Below are 17,026 nucleotides of genomic sequence, written 5' to 3'. Positions count from 1 at the left end.
TGCAATTAGCATAGTTTTGTGTAACAGGACTACAATGTTGGGGAATTTGTGCATTTTTGTTGACAGAAATTTTCCTGCATCTATGTGTGTGTCGTGAGTACCTCAACACAAACATAGGTGGTTGGAAATAAAAAATCCCCGTTTGTCGAGGATCTAAAGCACACATATTTGTAACGCTAGACAAATATATTCAACACTGCAAATTGCTCAACTCAATATCAAAATCCATCAATTGATTGTTTCTTATGTATGTAATTATTTTTTTACATTCTTCCCTTGCTCTTGCTGTTCCTACTTCATTCATAAACCAAGTGTCTCTTCTTGTATCTTCGTCATTGACAGGACAAAATGTATAAGAAATTGATTTTGGCAGTGATGTCATCATGGTTAGATAGCAACGTCGCATATGATAAGCAGTTGTAACAATCAAAATTCTTTGAACATTAGCTAATCCAATACTGCTCTCCAATACTTCAGAAGATAATAAAACATTTTCTTTTGTATATCTAGATGATGTTTCGATTAAGATATTCTCTTTAGGGATGCCTTGTTTTATTGCTTCCTCTCTCATCATTATTGCCTCAACCTCATTTTGACCATCCCATTGCATACCACCTGAGAACAAGATTCTTGGAGCACGTTTTTGTTTGTATAATTGAATTGCTTCAGGGAGGCGATATATCAAAGATTTTTGGCTTCCAAACACAAAAATAACATCACCTTTAGTTCCATCATCCACCAAATTATTAAATAATATTGAATCGATATGATTTTGAAGAAGGTTCTCAGGATCGAACTGCGAGATCAGCAATTTAATCCCTCCCTTATTTGTTGTTTATCCAGCTAAAGTTCTCAGTTAGCTTAACCCCGAGGCTTTTCATCATAACATGTTAACCCAAAGATAAGTTTAAAAGCATTTCGTGTCTTTTTCATTCTTTTCAAACCTTCTCTGGAGTCCCCAATAATAACTGTTTTGCCTAACCATATTCTAAAATAGCAGGATCGAAAAATAATTGGCATAATAATACCTTTTTGCTCAAATTCAGACCCATCAGCAAGTTCTATCTCTGTACGAACAATCCAGCTATTCCCAATGCCGATCTCGATATATTTCAATCAGGTGACCCCCTCTAAGACTTGAAAAAGGTGGCCGAACAACTGACTAGCTACCTTGTAGATTATCTTTCTCATTCTATAGTTCTTACATTAACAACATATTACTTCACGTTTCTTTTAATCTAATCCTTCAATTCAATCCGATTTCCTTCGGGGTCAATAATTACTCCAATCGTTCCCCAATCATGTTTCTTTACATCAACGAAAACGCCACGCTGCTTCAACTCAGAGACAGCCTCTTCAAAGTTATTTACGTTAAAACGAATAACTGTAGGATTCTCTGCCCGTGTTTTTTCTTTTATCGATGCAACCCCTTTATCCTCCAACATGAGATAACTGCCTCCGAAGTCTAATACGGATAAGTGCTCTCCTTTTTTACGAACATGCAACCCTAACTTTTCAGAATAAAATTTTAGTACCACATTATAATTTTCACAAAACAAAATGATTCCGGTTTCATTTATATTCATAGATATCCTTCCTTTTTAACAAGATGTCATTCCAAAATAGTTGAACGCTGACGGCTGATTTATATGATTCCGAACTGGGTCAGAGCATAGTGTATACCATCTTCGCTAGCTTTTTTGGTAACAAAATCTGCTTTTTGCTTAAGCTTTTCATCACCGTTTCCCATGGCAATCCCCAAACCAACAAACTCTAACATATCCAAATCGTTTCCACCATCTCCAAATGCAATTGAATTACAAACGTCAATTTTGTAATAATCCAGTACTTGCTTGATTGCTTGCGATTTAGATACAATTTGAGTTTCGAGGACGTTCATTACATAACCGTGGAAACGTACAAACTGAAGTTGCGGAAAGTTATCTATAAACTTCTCAGCCTCACTCTCATCAGCATACAAACATATACATTAAATCTCCTCTGTTAGTGTGTTTAATTTGCTAGGATAATCGACAAGACCAAGAGTCTCTGTTAGAGCATTTCTAATACGTTTCTCTTCTACTCCGATGCCGTTCATTGAAATTTAATCCGTAAAGTAGGAAATACCGTGTCCATGTAACTCGGCAAAACTCGAAAGTTCTTGAACAGTCTTTTGAGATATTACGGATTTATAAATAACTTCACTTTGGTTTTTCACAAGAGCACCATTAGATGAGATTAATGTATCAATGCCTAGTGAAAGTAGTTCTTCACATAAATTATGCGGTCTACCTGTTGCAACTACGACCTTAATGCCTTCTTCAAGAAGTCTCTTGATCGCCAATTTTGTACTTTTAGGAATTGCTCTATCCACTTCACTGTACAACGTACCATCAACATCAAAAAACACTATTTCGTACATTCTGCACGAATCCCCCTATTTAAGAAAGCACATTATTTTACAATACATACAATAAGTTACGACGCACTAGTGTAATTCTACGTCTAGTTGAACTATCCTGCCGGTGGAACCCCCATTCACTTCCGAACCCAATCTCTCGGGAATGGGATAAAACAAAAAACATGATCGATATCAGTGGATTCAGTTCCAGATCGATCATGCTTTTTATTAAATCGCTACTCCTTAGCGCTTTTGCCAGCAGCACTTGACGAAACAGTAATTGTTTTGTTCGTATCGTCCCATTCAACTTTTGCACCAAATGATTCTGCAATAAATCGTGCGGGTACTACTGTCGTCCCTTTGATGATTTGGGCTGGGACAAGAACTGGCATCTCAACATTGTTTACGTATGCTTTATATTTCCCAATTCCAATCCGAACCTCAATAGTTTGATTTTTTGCCTTCACTAATTTAAGGCCATCATCCCATTCAACTGTGGCACCTAGTGCTTCAAAAATTTTCCTTAAAGGAACTAAAGTAGTTCCATTATATATCAAAGGTTTTTGTTCAAAAGCCAATTCTTTGCCATCCACTACTATTTTTATATTGGCTTCAACGAACTCACTATTACTCGTTGTAGTATCTGTAACTATCGATGTTCCATTTTTAGGTGTCTTACCTGTGTCTTTATAAAAATCTATACAAATTTGTGTATCTTGGTGTGTAGGACAATATTCATTTTCATAGTAACGGTCTGGAAATAGTCTATCTGCATTTGCAGCACTCAAAAAAGCGGTATTAAACAATACCAACAACAGAGAAATAACAAACGTTTTTTTCATCATTAAACTTCTCTCCCCTATTTTGATTAAAACCTTATTAGAATAATTAGACTCATTTGAAGGAAATTCCTCCCAACTAAAACTAACTGAAAATAAACACCCTTAGACTAGTACTGAACGGTTTCAGGATGAGCTTTTATCGCTTTATTGAACTAACGTATCCCGTTAGTTTAATGTTCCCTATAGAGTGGCTTTGCCACATAAGTCTTTCTTTCCATTGTTAGACACACCTCAAATCGAACCCTGTATTATAACCGTCATCGAGGATTTCAATATCGAATACTAACTTATTATTTACATTCTCATCATGGAACTTAATATTGATCTTTACTTGTGATTGTCCTTTTGCACTTGGCATTGCCATGTGATAAAAACTAATGATTTCTTGTTTACTTAGTGATGTCTCAAGAGTCATTTTTGCTCTAAAATCACAATGGTCACCGTTGGCTACTAATATCCCTACTTCTGAATTTCTAGTTATCTCTTTTGTCATTGGTGGGAGAGTAGAATCAAATAAGTGATTTGAAAACTTCTTTAGAGTTCTATTATTACTAGTTATATCTCTAACAAAAGGAAAGAACATTAACCCTAATATAAGTAAAATAGTTATTAAGATTATTATTGTCTTCTTCATTGAACCCCTCTTTTGATATTTTTATACTTAAAATCTTCGTGATGTTATTAAACTATCCCGCCCGTTCAAACTGTCCTAGATCATTAGACTAAGATTCTTTGTTAGCTCAAATACCAAGGTAAATAATTTTGTATTCACCCGACTCCACCATGGTTGAGAATTTAATTATCCTACTTAGAGTATCAAGAATTGCTTTTCTGTTAAATGACAGTTTATCATATGCCCCAGTTGTTTGTGGGTCCTCATCTTCATTCCACGTATACCATCCCGTTAAAATTATCTCTTCGGGAGCTTCTGAAAAAATAAGATACCAGGCTTTCATCAGCTTCATTAATTTTGCTGCACCCGTTTTTTCAATTATAGACCATCCATAATAATTAAATCCCAAAACAATTTCGTTTTTGTCAGGATTTATGGTTTCTATCCATTTCAATGAATCTTGCATGTAACCAAACATGTCATCATGTAATTGAACAACATTTTCTTGATTACTGTCCCTGTAATTAAATATCCCACTTAAAGAAATTTCTTCAAACTTTCGATTTGAAATAAGTATGAAGTCATGAACTAAAGCTATATTGATGTCCTCCTTTTGCAAAATAAGTTCTTATATCTATACTACCATCAATTGGAAGTAATCTGCCCTTTAACTTAACGAAAACAAGGAGCATCTGCCGCGTGGCGTGCTGCTCCCTGGTTATTCCGCTATCGTTTTCCCTTTGCTGAATGATGATCGACTCTTTGCCAAATGAATAAATCTCCTATTTATCTGCTTCTGCCGATTTTAATAATATTTTATTGGGATTATCACTACAACTCCGAAACATTTCTAATTGAGGCGAACTATTATAACTGTTATTAAAAAATATATTCCCACATTCATCGCATTGATACACTAACTTAGTGAGATTGATTGCTAACGATCTAACTCTCATTAGTGCTTTTTCTTTTTCTTCTGTAGTTGATCCAGTTTTTTCAATTGCATCATCAATTTCATCTAAGAAATTAAACCAATCTTGGTCTGATATTAAGTAAGCCTTATAGGACAAGTAATCAGTTTGATCATATATTGCATGACCACACTCACACAAGAATTTCATCCAATAACCCGTCCTTTCGTTTTATAATTGATTAACTTCAGTTATTTCTTGTACTATCGTTCTATTTTCGATGTATTGCCGCAGTATGCTGCCCATTACTTTAATGATCAAAAAAGTGACCCGCAGCAACGGGCTGTGGGTCATAACAATTTATATTTTAAAGGGGGTCAGTCTTATTATAGGCTTGATTCATTAAAGTCATATGAAAATAAGATTTCATTCTTGTTACATTTACTCAACTAACGTATCCGTTAGCTTAACGCGGTTGCCGTGTCTCCATCGCTCGCTCCTAATGGAGCGATGGAAGTCGTAGCTCGCAATATAAGGGGTTTGCTCTCGTTCTCTTCTTAACTCTAGTTAATCCACGCCGGTCCCCGCTTGCCACTCTTGTAATGTGACGTAAGAATCCGTCAGAAGCCGGTAGACATAAATATCTGTCAAATCCTCTTTTACCAAAAATGTTTCCCATCTCACATTATGATCAGGATGACTCTCACCGACGTAAACTGAGTAATATTGAGCCGTATCTCCTGGAATGTAGCCTTTTTTACCCTCCACAGAGAATACCATTTTGACGTTATTAGCATTCAAGAAGTCACGTTTAGCTTTAATCTCAGGAACTTTTCGAATAAGATAGTCAATCACTTGGCTCTCGCTAACAGTTCCAGATTGTACGTTAGCGCCTTGAGTAAGTGAAATTATTTTACTAGTCTCATCCCAATCGACCGAAAAGCCTAAAGCATTACTGATAGCCCGAATGGGAAAGTACGATGTGCCATTATAAACGATGGGATCCACCGGGTTACCGTTGGCATCTACCATCTTCATAGCTTTATTGTTTATCTTGACGGAAATGCTATGATTTATATAAGCTTGGATCGTCTCATTTGTTGCGCCAGCGTAAGCCCCGATGGCCAATAATCCAGATGTAGTAAGAGCGAAAGTGGTGGTTAACAATAACTTCTTCATAAAATCCCCCTAGTTTTTTCAAAAGTCGTAAAATATAATTTATTGTATTGGATCGCCGTAATATCATGAGTTGCCATCTAATCACCTTATTTCATTCTCTGTAATTCTCTCATGCCTTTAGAACAATCCGAAGCAGAAAAACCTGCATCTCTACATGGATTAGACGAACTACCACTCCCTCCACTACTCATACAACTTCCAATAATCGAAAGTAAAATAATTACAACAATTACTGCTAGACAGCCTGCCTTCATTCTCTTTTCCACCTGCAATCCAACGACTTTTCCATGGAGAAATGTCTTCTATTTAATCCACCTTTTCCAATATACACCAGTAAAGGGCGGTTGTCTTGATCATTTCTAGGGGATAGGCAAGTTAGTTAGGTCAAAGGCGAAACAGTCTTTAACGGAGAAGATTACAAATATCCCAAAAGACTCACCCTCTATTTCTATTAGTTGAGTCTTTTTGCAGTATCCTCCCGTTAGTTTAACTCCCAGTAAGTCTACAACTTCATTTTCACGGGACTGTAGGTTTCGAGTCGACAAAACACTGCTTGCCCATTTAGATATGGTGATAATTGGAAGGTTCATCTTATGAAAGTTAAGGGAATATTACTTTTCGTGAATACATGTTCTTTATTTATGTGTCACAATAAACTAAGGAGTGTGACGCCGTATGGCAAACCCAAATCATCGCCACAAGACGGGTGAAAAGGTAACGGAAGCTGGACATTATATTGATGGTGATGGAGGACACGTTGTTCTTCAAGCAGGTGATACTTTCCCTAACTGTCCTAAGACAGGAAAAGCAACCACTTGGAAGCATGAATAGGTAAACTTTTGGTGGAAACGCTGGCTTATGAGCTAGGCGTTTCTTTTTTCTAAATAAAAAAATGTTCCAGGCAATTAAATGCCTCGAACATTTTTTATTGATATGCTTTTATAGCACTTCAAGGTTAATCCGATTTTTTACGAAGTAGTCTCATTCCATTAGCGATTACGATGAGTGAACTTCCCGTATCCGCTAATACAGCCATCCAAAGAGTTGAAGTTCCCATAAAGATCATGGCAAGAAACACAACTTTTACTAACAAAGAGAAAGCAATGTTCTGTTTTATAATTTTCAATGCTCTTCGACTTAAACTTATGGCATAAGGTAGTTTGGATAGATCATCTGCCATTAAAGCTACGTCTGCCGTTTCTAAGGCAGTATCTGTACCTGCTGCTCCCATCGCAATACCAACAGTAGCTGTGGCTAAGGCCGGAGCGTCGTTCACTCCGTCACCAATCATGGCAACATGACCATATTCCGCCATTAATTTTTTCATAGAAGCAACCTTATCTTGTGGAAGCAACTCCGCGTAATACTCGATATCCCCGAGCTTAGCGGCTACAGCCTGAGCTGTTCCTCGATTGTCTCCTGTCAACATGACTGTCTTCTTAATTCCTATACGTTTTAACTGTTCAAGTGTAGATTTACTATTTGCCCGAACCTCGTCCGCTACAGCAAAAATTGCAATGACTTGCTCACTGGTACCTATGACCATAACCGTTTGCCCTTGTTGCTCTAATTCTTGAATTCTTGCCTTTATCTCTTCAAGGGAAACATTCAAATCGTGAATAAACCATTTTGGACTACCGATGAAATACTCCTCACCTTGAATTGTAGCCTTGACACCTTGACCAGTGACAGAACTAAACGATGAAATTTCCTTCATCCGAATACCCTTTTGTTCTGCGAACCGAACAATTGCCTCTGCAACAGGGTGCTCCGACGAAGACTCAATTCCTGCTGCAATAGATAAAACTTCTTCCTCTTTTTGTCCATTCAAAGCGATGACTACCGTTACTTGTGGCATCCCTGCGGTTAATGTCCCTGTTTTATCAAAGGCAACAACGGAAACTGCACCTAATCTTTCTAGATGTGCCCCGCCTTTAATAAGAATGCCATTTCTCGCCGCGTTTCCTATTGCAGACACGATTGAAACCGGTGTTGAAATCACCAATGCACACGGACAGGATACGACCAACATCATGAGTGAGCGATAAATCCACGTTTGAAAAGGCTGACCAAAAAATACAGGAGGAATAATGGCTATCCCCACAGCAATAATTAACACCGCAGGCGTATAATATTTAGAAAAAACATCAACAAAACGTTGAGAAGGAGCTTTTTGCGCTTGGGCATCTTCAACCATACTAATAATGCGAGATAAGGTATTATCTTTAGACAGTTTCGTTACTTCAACCTCTAGTGCACCTTGTTGGTTAATTGTCCCTGCAAATACTTCATCGCCTCTTGATTTCTCAACAGGAATTGATTCCCCAGTAATCGGGGCTTGGTTTATCGTTGAATGACCTTTGATAATAACGCCGTCCATCGCAATTTTCTCACCAGGTTTGATAATAACGGTATCGCCAATTTGAATTTCTTCAATGGCAATCATAGACTCGCGGCCATCTCTACGAACTAAGGCTTCTTTCGGAGAGAGATCCATCAGCCCACGGATTGATTTCCTAGTCCGATCCATCGTGTAAGCTTCTAATGTTTCACCCAATGAGAATAAAAATACAACCGCTGCACCCTCCTCCCATTGCCCGATAAGTACAGCACCCACAGCTGCGACAGTCATGAGTAGATCCATCCCAATTGTACGGGACTTCAAACCATAAAATCCTGTCCTGGCAATCCGAAATCCACCAACAACAATAGCAGCGGCATATAATACCGTTGAGAAGACCTGATTTACGAGATCACCAACTGTTAGAACCCATGCTAATGCAAATAATAGCCCTGATAAAAATGTAGGAAGAACTTTATTATTCCGTCTCCAGAAGCTGGCTTCGGCAGTTGGTCGAGTTATACTCCCCGTATCTAACGTGGCCGTATACCCTGCCTGCTTTACCGTTTGTAGAATGCTTTGATCGGCCGTTCCATTATGTTCAACAGTCATCTTAGCAGCCCCATAGTTAACTGTTACCTGATTCACAGCTGAAAGTGAGCCAACTCTCTTCTCAAGTTTTTGCGCGCAATCTGCACAATCCATCCCATCTATTCGAAAGACGGAAACTTGATTCTCAGATGATTGTTGTTGAATACCATATCCCAAATTATTAATCTGTTTCTTAATAACCTCAAAATTAACGATCGGTTCTGTATAAGCAAGACTCATCTTGGCTGTAGCAAAGTTAACAGAAACCTGATTTACTCCATCTAAGCGAGATACGGATCTCTCCAGCTTCACTGCACAATCGGCACAATGCATACCTTCAAGTGTAATTGTTCGATTCACTGTATCACCTAATGAGCTACCACAGCATGAATCACCATGGTGGTGGTCGTGGTCATGGTGATGATCATGAACGTGATCATGTGTGTGATCGTGGTCATGGTGATGATCATGAACGTGATCATGTGTGTGATCGTGATCATGGTGATGATCATGAGCGTGATCATGTGTGTGATCGTGATCATGATCATGCTTGTTGTCCTGATTTTGCGCACCTTCGCGTCCCTGATTTTGATGCAGGTCCTTTTTATTACCTCCGTTGTTGCAACAAGATGAATGTGAAGACATTAGAGATCAGACTCCTTAATATCCGCTAATATATGATTATATGTTCATGTATTAACTTTATATTATGCCGATCTCCTTATTATGTCAATCGTCAATAACCCAACGAAATGACTTTAAAAGGAAAATAAAAAAAGGGGTTCCATGATGGAACTCCCTTTTCAACATGCCTCGAAAGAGCTATAAAACATATTAATTTCGCCAAGATGCTTTCTGCAGTCTGCTCGCATTTGTAACGACAGATACAGAACTTAAAGCCATAGCTGTTCCAGCGATCCATGGTGTCAATAGCCCCATGAACGCAAGCGGTATAGCCAAGACATTGTACATTAATGCAAAAATTAAGTTTTGACGAATATTCCGCATGGTCTTACGACTCATCACCACAGCATCCGCAACGCCTCCCAAATCGCTATGAAGCAAATTGACATCCGCTGCGTCCTTGGCGATCTCTGAACCGGTTCCTACAGCAATCCCAATATCCGCAGCTGCTAAGGCAGGGGCATCATTCACGCCATCCCCGACCATAGCAACACGTTTCCCTTTTTGCTGCAGTGTTCTGACCAAATGAACCTTATCCTGTGGCAGCATTTCCGAATAGACCGTTGTTATACCAGCTCTTTCAGCTATCGCTTTAGCTGTTTTACGGTGATCGCCGGTTACCATAGCCACAATAATTCCCATTTTTTTCAACCTTCTTAGAGCCTGAGGTGTAGATGCTTTTAATGTATCCATGAGTGCAATTACACCTGCAGGCACACCGTCCACAGCTGCAAATAGCATCGTCTTGCCTTCCCTCTCTAACTGTTCTGTTACATGAGCAAACCTCTGGATGGAAATCTCAGCCTGATTCATAAAAGCTCTGGAACCGACTAGAATCTCATGTTCATCTACTCGCGCCTTCACACCCAGGCCTGTTATAGCTTGTGAGGAGGATATCTCTTTAACCTGAAGTCCACGCCGAACGGCTTCCTTCATAATTGCTTTCGCATAAGGATGTTCGATGCCATTCTCAGCAGCAGCAAGCAGGCGAAGCAGGCGATGCTCCTGACCCGGATCCGTGATGACGTCTGTCACACGAGGTGTTCCATGGGTAAGCGTTCCTGTTTTATCCATTAAAATGATATCGATCTGCTGCAATTGTTCCACATACTTGCCTTCTTTAAATAAGATACCCGACTCCAGAGCACGGCTTGTGCCCACCAGTATCGAAGTTGGCGTCGCCAATCCTAAGGCACAAGGGCACGCAATGACAAGCACAGCTATCGCTTTGAATAGCGCTCCTTTGATATCCCCCGGAGTAAGCCATAGAGACCAAATACAAAATGTCAGCAAGGCAAGCACCAAAACAGTAGGAACGAACACAGCAGCAATTCGATCTACATAACGTCCGATCTCAGCCTTCGAGCCTTGGGCTTCCTCCATCAAATGAATCATCTTACCGAGCGCAGTTTGAGACCCAAGAGCAGTTACTTGCATTGTAATGGCTTCATCTCTAATCACAGAACCGCCTATCAGGCGATCGTATTGACGTTTCTCTACTGGTACGGATTCCCCCGTAATGAATGCTTCATCAACAGCTGACCGGCCGCGAATAACTCGTCCATCCGCAGGAACAATTTCACCTGGCAGGATGAGGAGCATATCACCAATTTTGACGTCTTTTATCGATATCACTTCGGACTGCATCTCATTTCTGATGATTGTGACTGTTTGCGGGCTTAAGCGGCGTAGTCGATGAATAGTCTTCAAACTTCTTTCTTTCGCTGAAGCTTCCAGCCACTTACCAAGCAGCACTGCGGTAATAATCATGGCGCTTGTCTCAAAATAAACTGCATGCGGGTCAGCTCCTCCCGAACGAAGCATATGTATCGTCATGTAATGGCTATACAAGTAAGCGCAAGTCGTACTAAGAACGATAAGAACATCCATATTCGCACTTTTATTTTTTATGGCCTTCCACGCGTTATAATAAAATGGAGCACCTATTGCAAATTGAACCGGCGTAGCAAGCAGCCACTGGAACCATGGTTCCAAAAACAGATCAGGAATCCATAGGCTCGATGTCATCGTATAATGACGAACCATTGCCCACAGAAGAGGAAGTGTTAATAACGCCGAAATCACTAGTTTTGCTCCCAGTCCAAATATCGCTGGCTGAGAATCACTCGCTTCTTCAAAGCTTCTAGCCGAGTATCCCAGTTTCTCAATACGTTCAATAATTTCCCCTTTCAACTCTGTACCTGCATCCAGCACTAATGCTGCACTTCCCATTGGTAAATTCACAGCAATGTCATGCACGCCTGCTATTTTGCCGATCACTTTCTCAATACGCGCAGAGCAGGCTGCACATGTCATGCCCTCTATTTGCAGGTTTATTTTCTGATACGTTACTTGTTCGTTCAAGCTCTGCACCTCCGATATCAATTGCTCGCTTACTTGCAACTATATGGGGTGTGATCCAAAATCATGCTAGACTCTCTGAAACTTTTCATATCGAGGTATGGTTAATTATCACAAAATGGACAAAGAAAAAGATCGTTTCATCCCTAAAAGGTTGAAATGATCTTTTATTCGCCATTGATAGATGGAGATTTCAACTGTTCCATTATTTCACCGTTATTGTCCCATAGTACATATACATACCGCAGTGAAACTTATAGGTTCCGGGTTTTAAATCTTTTAATGTAAAGAAATTATCCCCTTTTTCCAAATAGACATCCATTCCTAATTCAGGAGATGCTACACTTTTGATACAAGTCAAGCGGCTTAGTTTTTTGAAATTTAATTTTGTCGGCACACCTGCCTGAACCTCGATATTGTTAGGATAAAAACCGTCATCTTTCACATTTATCGTAACAACTTGATATCCGCCTTGTTGCGTAACCGTGGGCTCCTCGGCTGATGACTCCGGCTGCTGAAAATAAAATAAAGCAAAAATAAAAAGACAACTCATAAGAACTCCCGAAATAAGACCAAATCTTGAGAATTTCGTTAAACGACTTTTCAAGCTAGTCCCCCCTTTCGAATCATAAAAAAACAACCTAGCCAGTGGATCCGGCAAGGTTGATTATACACCTGAACATGTCATTAGATTGTGTCCTTTGTGCTAATAATATGAATGATTGATGAAAATTTAGTTTCAATCCAATGAACTTACCTCTACAGCTACGCCTCTAACTGAGAAACGGAAGTATCCACAGGAAGATTTTCTTCGGCATCTAACAGCTTATATAGTAGCAACATCGAAACCGCTAAGACAACATCCATGAAAACGATGGAAAGTGTCGGATAATCCGAAATCACCATAACACCCAGCATTGCACCCATCATGCCTCCCATCAAACCTGCTAACATGCCGTCCAAAGAGGCAAGCAGATGCAAGAACCTTCCGGATAAATAACCAACACTCATGCCAAAGGTGACTCCAATAACAGTTGATAGGAATAATTTCTCCAAAACAATTCCAGCCATTGTGCCGACTGCCAGACTGGATACCATAGCAATCGTCATAGCCGCCATCATGCCTGTCATTTTAGTTAAAACAGTTTTCTTAGTGCGTAAGTGAAGAATGAGAACGACAACTACAAGCAGGACGAAAATAAGAGAAGCAATACTTGTATTCACCGTTAAAGTAGAAGGCCCCATTTGGATCTCTGTCACTGAGTCCCCGTGTTCATGCGCGGCTGCTGGTAAACTGCGTGAACATGCACTTATGATCAGGAATAAACCGCATATTTTCACATATATCCCTTGAGCTAATCTTCTCAACCGTCTTCACCTCTACTTTTTGCAGTTTAGCTTGCGCTCCAATTACCATTTCAACACATGGATCACGACCCTCCCTTTCAGTCCAGCTCAGATTAACTGTCTAAAGTATACTTGAAAGCTGAACGTTTGAAATGACTCATAAGGGCTATAAAGGCAACTAAAAATAGGATATTTTCTAATTCAACAAACCACGATTTCTCACGTTCACTGTGATGTGAGGCTCTATTTTAATTTTCGGATACGTCGTTTCCCAAGCTAATGTTTCCCATAGGTGTGGATTTGTCGCTTTGATCCGATAACCGATACCGTAACCGTCACAATTGGCCGTTTGCAGTTGTTTGACCATTTCCTTCGCACGTTCGGTAAGCAATCGTTCCAATTGGCGCCCCATCTCCACCGTTCTACTTTCATTCAGCTTTTCTCCAGTCGGGTTATCCACGAGTTGACATAGAAGCGTAGCATACAAATTTACGGTTATGCCATTCTGCGTATCGATTTTCATATTTTCATGTTTGCTCTCAAATGAGAACGTGACATAACTATCCTTTGGCCCGATTTGTTCTGTCAACATACCATGCGACTTTTGAGGAGATAACATCACAAATGTTCGTGCAACTTCATCTTTCAGCTTACCTGTCATCTTCTTGTTGTGAAATAACGCAATGCCGTCAATTCTGGCACGACCCTTGATGGTGGAAGATATGACATAAGGTAATACAATATCTTTACCTGGCTTATTCAACGTAGAAGAAATTAAATAAGGTGATTCTCGGGGAATCATGCCATCTTCTTCACCGCTCTTTAATAGATCATACAAATATTCACTGATTAACGATCGATCCTCCACAGCTAACTGAACAATATTATGGGCCGAACTGTCGGTAACTGCGATATATACACTAATGGGAAAATGGGCCTCGCGATAGAAAAAATCCAAGCCCTCGTACAGATCTTTTTTCGCGTACTTTTCATTGACAAGCAAAATACGAATTTCCCGTAGATCCATGTGCTGTGAAACAACTTGTTGCAAAAAATTACTGGCCTCAAGGACCGTATGACCTTCGGCGCTGACTTTGGGTGTGACGACCTTTGCTGAAGATTCCAAGGAGCTCTTCACGGTTGGAATAGACACCGTTAGCTTAACTAACCCATTTTCCAGCAAATCGATACCTGCCATGTGAACCATACGTATGTTTTTTAATTCACGCTGATCCCAGCATCCGCTTAGCACAATAACTGAGAAAAGCAAAAAAACACAGGACAACCTTTTCTTCATGAAGGCTCACTCCCATTTTTAGCCGGAAAAATCTTTAGCAGTAAGAGTACACATAAAATCAATCCCAATGAGCATCCCTGAACATAATAGTTGACTTGCAAATGAAAACGGTCAAGCTGATCAGCAGTTAAGCGTTTCATACTGGCCAATAAAAGTAAGAAGCCGCATATGAGCGTTAACACAAGAGGTATTTCTTTCTTTTGTTTTAGCATGGCAGAAAGCGAAGAGACAAATAGCATGAAATACGTGCAAAAGGAAGTCATAACAAATAGTATCCATATCGTGATAATCAACAGATCCATCCGCTCAATGATATTTAACGAAATGGCTTTCATCTGGTAGAGCAGCGGCTCCCGAATATAGGAGATTGTTTCCGTTCCGAACAGCGCCAACGAAGACAGCGTGCTAAACGTATACAGCCCAATGGTTGTCGCATAGCTGAGCAAAGCGATTTTCAACACTTTTTTTGGCGCCAAATCTTGATGATACTTAGGGAGAATTAATAAAATCTCCACTCCTAACAGGGACCAAAGAATAACGATTGCACCATCAAAAATCTTAAATGGACTAGCGCTTATCAGCGGCAGTAAGTTGTAGATATCCCATTCTTTCAGTGTATACATCGACAAAAAAATGAATATCGGTATAAAACACACGCTAAGGACGCAAAATCGGGCATACGTCGTGACGGGTTGAATAACCAGATAGACGCTCAAGCCAATCAAACACAATAGCAAAAAAAATTGCGGCGTTCGCTGATACGCCCATAAACCTGTGGTATAAATCCAATTCGATAAAATGATATAAGCGATCAGAGCATAAAGCAGTGAGAAGATCAGCAGCAGCAATCTGCCTGTCCAGCCGCCGAGTCGGTTCATAATCAATTGAAAAACATTGCCATTCGATGCCTGTGAGGAAACTTTCCACACGAAATATACAAATAGCAGGCTTATCGCACCTCCCAGCAAACATGAAATCCACCCGCTCGTCCCTGATTTGGCGTTCACGTCATGAGCGATAGAGATAGCTGTAGATCCAAATTGACTTTGCACGATCAAACTATAGAGTTGGAAAGCTCCGACACGTGGGGAGGATCTCATCATTTTGCTCTACTCCTTATTGGCATGCAGTAGGGAACACCAAACGGCTCTAAGGTAAAGAAATGGATTAACAAGGCTATTGTGACAAAAGCGATTCCGTAAAATCCTAAAATCGCTGAACCAAATACCAACAGCATTTGTCCGGCAAAAGCAAAAATTCTCATTTGAAAGGTGGGAATCATGAAATTGCCGATCATGGATAGTGCGATGATGACAATATAAACGTTCGATACGAATCCAATTTTCACCAGCGATTCGCTAATGATGATTCCACCGGCAACACCGGTCATCTGCGCAAGCTGCGACGGTAGGCGAATCGTTGCTTCCGCAATCAATTGGAAAATAACGATCATGAGTATCGCCTCGATAAATGGCGGATAGGGAACATTTTCAAGCGAGCTTTTAATACTGATAGACATCTTTGCCGGCAGCACTTCATGATGAAAGGTGACAATCGCAATATAAAGGGCACAAGCATATAAACTTAGGAACATTCCGATAGCACGCAGACTATGCAGAAGGAGGGCTATTCCTTTGCCAAGCAAATAAGCATCAACAGATTGCATAAACGTATATAAGGAAGCCGGTACGATTAAACAGGTAGAACTTTGATCGCATATAACCGCGATTCTGCCTTGCATCAACAAACCTGCCGTAGCATCAATACGTTCAGTACCGAAAATTTGCGGAAAAATGGAATATTTCGATTCCATCAATTGGCGTTGAAGCCTGCCTGGATGAACCTCTCGATTCGTTGTAAAACGAGATATTCGCTGATATGTCTCTTCGACAATCTCTTTATCTGCAATTCCCTCAATCCAGACGACAGCTACGCGGTGGGTAGACTGCCGGCCGAGCGAGCAGTAACGGACCCTGAACTCACCTGTCGACACGCGGCTGCGAAGCAAGTGCAGATTGGTCGTCATCGACTCGACAAATCCAGCACGCTCCCCGACAATGGAAAGTTCATTAACAGGCTCTTGGATGGACCGAATGGTATCCATGCCGGCATTGAACGCGAACCAAACCGCACCGGAGTCAAGCCCGATGACCCCTTTCCCTTTCAGCAATTCTTTGACTGCCTCATCTACCGCTGTTACCTCTTTAATGTCAACCGCCGTCAGCAGCTGATCCAGCTCCAGATCAGGATATTGGTTGGACTTGGCACGAAACCATTGCTTGAACAAACTAATTTGAAGTTTTTCTTCATCGCAAAGTGTTTCAAGATACACAAGTTTCGCCATTTGGCCTTCCACTTCAAAGGAGCGAATGGTTAGATCCTCCGTATGAAATAACGCTTCCCTGATTTGCTCTAATTGTTTCTGCAGCCTAACCATCCTCCCTAGAACGATTAGTTGT

Annotated in this window: 17 protein-coding genes and 1 pseudogene; 2 read left to right on the top strand and 16 right to left on the bottom strand. The window is 40.3% G+C overall.

The features are described 5' to 3' along the window. Positions 1-190: 190 nt before the first annotated feature. From ACKTT9_RS04390 to ACKTT9_RS04350, 9 genes and pseudogenes are all read right to left on the bottom strand, one after another. Complete coding sequence (locus tag ACKTT9_RS04390) at positions 191-811, bottom strand: YdcF family protein (protein WP_407870618.1); 621 nt, start codon at positions 809-811, stop codon at positions 191-193. 50 nt (positions 812-861) lie between these two features. Continuing rightward, positions 862-1,116: a DUF3977 family protein gene (locus ACKTT9_RS04385; RefSeq protein ID WP_407870617.1), complete on the bottom strand. Its 255-nt coding sequence runs from the start codon at positions 1,114-1,116 to the stop codon at positions 862-864. A 122-nt stretch (positions 1,117-1,238) separates the two neighbouring features. Beyond that, the gene (locus ACKTT9_RS04380) at positions 1,239-1,586 is read right to left on the bottom strand and encodes a VOC family protein (RefSeq protein WP_407870616.1); all 348 of its coding nucleotides are present in this window, start codon (positions 1,584-1,586) and stop codon (positions 1,239-1,241) included. Positions 1,587-1,645: 59 nt separating this feature from the next. Then, positions 1,646-2,422, bottom strand: a pseudogene (locus ACKTT9_RS04375) (Cof-type HAD-IIB family hydrolase). 215 nt (positions 2,423-2,637) lie between these two features. After that, on the bottom strand, positions 2,638-3,246 hold the full coding sequence (locus tag ACKTT9_RS04370) for a copper amine oxidase N-terminal domain-containing protein (protein WP_407870615.1): 609 nt from the start codon (positions 3,244-3,246) through the stop codon (positions 2,638-2,640). A 217-nt stretch (positions 3,247-3,463) separates the two neighbouring features. After that, positions 3,464-3,877, bottom strand: a complete 414-nt coding sequence (locus tag ACKTT9_RS04365) for a hypothetical protein (RefSeq protein WP_407870614.1) — start codon at positions 3,875-3,877, stop codon at positions 3,464-3,466. A gap of 106 nt (positions 3,878-3,983) precedes the next feature. Beyond that, positions 3,984-4,475 (bottom strand): hypothetical protein, encoded by a 492-nt coding sequence (locus ACKTT9_RS04360; protein WP_407870613.1) that lies wholly within the window; start codon positions 4,473-4,475, stop codon positions 3,984-3,986. A gap of 163 nt (positions 4,476-4,638) precedes the next feature. After that, the gene (locus ACKTT9_RS04355) at positions 4,639-4,977 is read right to left on the bottom strand and encodes a hypothetical protein (RefSeq protein WP_407870612.1); all 339 of its coding nucleotides are present in this window, start codon (positions 4,975-4,977) and stop codon (positions 4,639-4,641) included. A 357-nt stretch (positions 4,978-5,334) separates the two neighbouring features. After that, positions 5,335-5,946: a stalk domain-containing protein gene (locus tag ACKTT9_RS04350; protein WP_407870611.1), complete on the bottom strand. Its 612-nt coding sequence runs from the start codon at positions 5,944-5,946 to the stop codon at positions 5,335-5,337. 675 nt (positions 5,947-6,621) lie between these two features. On the opposite strand from ACKTT9_RS04350, the gene ACKTT9_RS04345 reads away from it, so the two are divergent. Then, positions 6,622-6,777, top strand: a complete 156-nt coding sequence (locus tag ACKTT9_RS04345) for a YjzC family protein (protein WP_407870610.1) — start codon at positions 6,622-6,624, stop codon at positions 6,775-6,777. A 124-nt stretch (positions 6,778-6,901) separates the two neighbouring features. On the opposite strand, the gene ACKTT9_RS04340 is transcribed toward ACKTT9_RS04345, so the two are convergent. Next, complete coding sequence (locus tag ACKTT9_RS04340) at positions 6,902-9,238, bottom strand: heavy metal translocating P-type ATPase (RefSeq protein ID WP_407870609.1); 2,337 nt, start codon at positions 9,236-9,238, stop codon at positions 6,902-6,904. A gap of 54 nt (positions 9,239-9,292) precedes the next feature. On the opposite strand from ACKTT9_RS04340, the gene ACKTT9_RS04335 reads away from it, so the two are divergent. After that, positions 9,293-9,511: a hypothetical protein gene (locus ACKTT9_RS04335; protein WP_407870608.1), complete on the top strand. Its 219-nt coding sequence runs from the start codon at positions 9,293-9,295 to the stop codon at positions 9,509-9,511. Between the two features lie 201 nt (positions 9,512-9,712). Here ACKTT9_RS04335 and ACKTT9_RS04330 read toward each other — a convergent pair whose 3' ends face one another. The 6 genes from ACKTT9_RS04330 to ACKTT9_RS04305 form a co-directional block, all read right to left on the bottom strand. Beyond that, positions 9,713-11,926, bottom strand: coding sequence for a heavy metal translocating P-type ATPase (locus ACKTT9_RS04330; RefSeq protein ID WP_407870607.1), 2,214 nt, complete (start codon positions 11,924-11,926; stop codon positions 9,713-9,715). A 202-nt stretch (positions 11,927-12,128) separates the two neighbouring features. Then, complete coding sequence (locus ACKTT9_RS04325; RefSeq protein WP_407870606.1) at positions 12,129-12,530, bottom strand: cupredoxin domain-containing protein; 402 nt, start codon at positions 12,528-12,530, stop codon at positions 12,129-12,131. A gap of 158 nt (positions 12,531-12,688) precedes the next feature. After that, positions 12,689-13,291, bottom strand: a complete 603-nt coding sequence (locus ACKTT9_RS04320; RefSeq protein ID WP_407870605.1) for a hypothetical protein — start codon at positions 13,289-13,291, stop codon at positions 12,689-12,691. 175 nt (positions 13,292-13,466) lie between these two features. Continuing rightward, positions 13,467-14,567: a Ger(x)C family spore germination protein gene (locus ACKTT9_RS04315; RefSeq protein ID WP_407870604.1), complete on the bottom strand. Its 1,101-nt coding sequence runs from the start codon at positions 14,565-14,567 to the stop codon at positions 13,467-13,469. After that, on the bottom strand, positions 14,564-15,670 hold the full coding sequence (locus tag ACKTT9_RS04310) for a GerAB/ArcD/ProY family transporter (RefSeq protein WP_407870603.1): 1,107 nt from the start codon (positions 15,668-15,670) through the stop codon (positions 14,564-14,566). The genes ACKTT9_RS04315 and ACKTT9_RS04310 overlap by 4 nt, the downstream gene beginning before the upstream one ends. Further along, positions 15,667-17,004 (bottom strand): spore germination protein, encoded by a 1,338-nt coding sequence (locus tag ACKTT9_RS04305; protein WP_407870602.1) that lies wholly within the window; start codon positions 17,002-17,004, stop codon positions 15,667-15,669. The genes ACKTT9_RS04310 and ACKTT9_RS04305 overlap by 4 nt, the downstream gene beginning before the upstream one ends. Between the last annotated feature and the right edge of the window lie 22 nt (positions 17,005-17,026).

It is taken from the genome of Paenibacillus sp. P36 (assembly GCF_045866505.1).
Lineage (GTDB): Bacteria > Bacillota > Bacilli > Paenibacillales > NBRC-103111 > Paenibacillus_E > Paenibacillus_E chondroitinus.
Note: the sequence above shows the minus strand (reverse complement) of the source record. Positions and strands in the feature narration are given on the sequence as shown.